The 2,650-nt window shown below is 65.7% G+C and carries 3 protein-coding genes; all 3 read left to right on the forward strand.

From position 1 onward, the window contains the following. Positions 1–166: 166 nt before the first annotated feature. The 3 genes from QMX83_RS21130 to QMX83_RS21140 all read left to right on the forward strand — a co-directional run bounded on the left by QMX83_RS21130 (position 167) and on the right by QMX83_RS21140 (position 2,574). The gene (locus tag QMX83_RS21130; protein ID WP_282298588.1) at positions 167–724 is read left to right on the forward strand and encodes an NAD(P)H-dependent oxidoreductase; all 558 of its coding nucleotides are present in this window, start codon (positions 167–169) and stop codon (positions 722–724) included. Between the two features lie 103 nt (positions 725–827). Then, positions 828–2,252, forward strand: a complete 1,425-nt coding sequence (locus QMX83_RS21135) for a replicative DNA helicase (RefSeq protein ID WP_282298589.1) — start codon at positions 828–830, stop codon at positions 2,250–2,252. 109 nt (positions 2,253–2,361) lie between these two features. After that, positions 2,362–2,574, forward strand: coding sequence for a hypothetical protein (locus QMX83_RS21140; RefSeq protein ID WP_282298590.1), 213 nt, complete (start codon positions 2,362–2,364; stop codon positions 2,572–2,574). Positions 2,575–2,650 lie beyond the last annotated feature (76 nt).

The following is a 2,650-nucleotide window of genomic DNA, read 5'->3' on the forward strand; positions in this document are numbered from 1 at the left end:
TTCTGGCCGGTCCATGATGCCGATCGGACCGTAGAGCCACGCCCTGCGTGGCTTCGCGGTGCCGGGACGCGTTCATGCAGCCACGCAGGGCGTGGCTCTACGTTGCCTTGCGTCGCCTTCACCGGGTTCGCCATACGCTGGGGATTCCCTCGACAGGAAGCCCCCCATGGCCACCCCCAAGATCGCCGTCCTCGTCGGCAGCCTGCGCACCGGCTCGCACAACCTCGCCCTGGCCCATGCGCTGGAAAAACTCGCCGGCGGCAAGGCCAGCTTCCACTACGTGCAGATCGGCGACCTGCCGCTGTACAACCAGGACTTCGACAAGCACTACCCGGCCGAAGGTGTGCGCCTGAAGGAGCAGATCCGCAGCGCCGACGCGGTGCTGTTCGTGACCCCGGAATACAACCGCTCCATCCCCGGCGTGCTGAAGAACGCCATTGACCTGGGCTCACGGCCCTACGGTGACAGTGCCTTCGCCGGCAAGCCCGCGGCCGTGGTCGGAGCCTCCATCGGCGTGATCGGCACCGCGCTGGCCCAGCAGCACCTGCGCAACGTGCTCGCTTACCTGGACATGCCGGTGCTGGGCCAGCCGGAGGTATTCCTGCACTTCAAGGAAGGCCTGATCGATGCCGACGGCGAAATCGGCAATGACAGCACCCGCGGCTTCCTGCAGGGCTTCACCGACAAGTTCCTAGCCTGGATCGCCACGCACGGGAAGGGCTGACGTCCCCAGGCCTTCCACTGCTTATCCACAAGGTTATCCCGGTTGTACCCGACGGTTGGCGGTACCATGTAGCACGCTCCACGCCGCAGGAACCCCGCCCTACATGTCTGCCCGCTCCGGCTTCCGTAACGACCGCAAAGAACGCGGTGACCGCTTCGAGCGCGATGAATCGCGCATGGACCAGTTGCGCGTGCCGCCGCATTCGATCGAGGCCGAGCAGGCGGTGCTGGGCGGGCTGATGCTGGCTCCGGAAAGCTACGACCGGGTCAACGACCAGCTCAACGAGACCGACTTCTACCGCCGCGACCACCAGATGATCTATCGGGCGATCCGCGAGCTGTCCGAGCGCGACCGTCCGTTCGACGCGGTGACGCTGGGCGAGTGGTTCGAATCGCAGGGCAAGCTGGAACTGGTCGGAGACGGGGCGTACCTGATTGAACTGGCCAGCACCACGCCGTCGGCGGCCAACATCGCCGCCTATGCCGAGATCGTGCGTGACAAGGCGGTGCTGCGCCAGCTGATCCAGGTCGGCACGGACATCGTCAACGACGGTTTCCAGCCGGAAGGGCGCGACAGCTCCGAACTGCTGTCGGCCGCGGAAAAGTCGGTGTTCGCCATTGCCGAGCAGGGCGCACGCGGCCGTACCGACTTCGTGGCGATGCCGGGCGCGCTGAAGGACGCCTTCGAGGAGTTGCGCAACCGCTTCGAGAACGGCGGCAACATCACCGGTCTGCCGACCGGCTACGCCGACTTCGATGCGATGACCGCCGGCCTGCAGCCGACCGACCTGATCATCCTGGCCGCGCGACCGGCCATGGGCAAGACCACGTTCGCGCTGAACATCGCCGAGTACGCGGCGATCAAGTCGAAGAAGGGCGTGGCGGTGTTCTCGATGGAAATGTCGGCGTCGCAGCTGGCGATGCGTCTGATTTCCTCGAACGGCCGCATCAACGCCCAGCGCCTGCGTACCGGTCAGCTGGAAGACGAGGACTGGAGCCGCGTCACCGGCGCGATCCGGATGCTGAAGGAAACCAAGATCTTCATCGACGACACCCCGGGCGTGTCGCCGGAGGTGCTGCGCTCCAAGTGCCGCCGCCTCAAGCGCGAACACGACCTCGGTCTGGTGGTGATCGACTACCTGCAGCTGATGAGCGTGCCGGGCAACAGCGAAAACCGCGCCACGGAAATCTCGGAGATCTCGCGAGGACTCAAGGGTCTGGCCAAGGAGCTGAACGTGCCGGTGATCGCGCTGTCGCAGCTGAACCGGTCGCTGGAAACGCGAACCGACAAGCGCCCGGTGATGGCCGACCTTCGCGAGTCCGGCGCAATCGAGCAGGACGCGGACATGATCGTGTTCATTTACCGCGACGACTATTACAACAAGGAAAACTCGCCGGACAAGGGCCTGGCCGAGATCATCATCGGCAAGCACCGAGGCGGCCCGACCGGCTCGTGCAAGCTGAAGTTCTTCGGCGAGTACACCCGGTTCGACAACCTGTCGCACGATTCGGTGGGTTCGTTCGAATAACCGGTTTCGTCGGCCCATCCGGGGTTTCGTCGCAAACCGCTTGCCCCCGGCTGGGGCGGGGCGGCACCGTGGTCCCTCGCGGCACGTCGCCGTGCAAGGAGCCCCCGTCATGAAGACCCTGTTCGCGCTCGGTGTGTGGTGCCTGTTGTTCGTGCTGTGCTGGCCGCTGGCGATCCTGGCCCTGCTGGCCTGGCCGTTCGTGTGGCTGCTGAGCCTGCCGTTCCGGCTGGTGGGGATTACCTTCTCGGCGCTGTTCGCCTTCCTGCGTGCGGTGTTCATGCTGCCGGCGCGGATTCTGGGCGGCCCGGCTTTGGCGCGCTGATCATTACCGCTTGGGCCGGCCAACGGCCGGCGCTACCGGAATACCGGGAATGCCAGACGTGCCGACGCCCTGGTAG

The organism is Stenotrophomonas sp. PS02289 (genome assembly GCF_029960115.1).
Lineage (GTDB): Bacteria > Pseudomonadota > Gammaproteobacteria > Xanthomonadales > Xanthomonadaceae > Stenotrophomonas.

Coding starts and splice junctions, on each gene's coding strand:
- QMX83_RS21130 (WP_282298588.1), top strand. CDS start 167: ATGGCCACCCCCAAGATCGCCGTCCTCGTCGGCAGCCTGCGCACCGGC.
- QMX83_RS21135 (WP_282298589.1), top strand. CDS start 828: ATGTCTGCCCGCTCCGGCTTCCGTAACGACCGCAAAGAACGCGGTGAC.
- QMX83_RS21140 (WP_282298590.1), top strand. CDS start 2,362: ATGAAGACCCTGTTCGCGCTCGGTGTGTGGTGCCTGTTGTTCGTGCTG.